1 pseudogene is annotated in these 262 nt (G+C 51.9%); it reads right to left on the bottom strand.

The features are described from left to right. Nucleotides 1–262 (bottom strand): annotated as a pseudogene (locus tag BCU84_RS20730) (RTX toxin); the annotation flags it as partial.

Raw genomic sequence — 262 nt, 5'->3', positions numbered from 1 at the left:
CAGCGCCAGTGATGATTTGGACTGTGCCAGCGCTATCGGTAAGCGTTAGGGTGACTGTGCTGTTTGGCGCGACATCAGTAGTGGTACCTGAAATGTCGGCTGTCTCTGCGCCGTCATTAATCACTAGTGCTACATCAATTGAACCCGCCGTGGCGTCCATGTTGTCAGTGTCATCATTAGTGACAGTTTGACCGTTTTGATCCACAGCGGATGCATCAACGGTAATGTCGCCATCAACCAGACCTGAAATATCCACGCCCGC

Origin of the sequence: Shewanella sp. 10N.286.51.B7 (genome assembly GCF_002873615.1) — a bacterium.
GTDB lineage: Bacteria > Pseudomonadota > Gammaproteobacteria > Enterobacterales > Shewanellaceae > Shewanella > Shewanella electrodiphila.
This window is presented reverse-complemented; position numbering and strand designations above follow the sequence as displayed.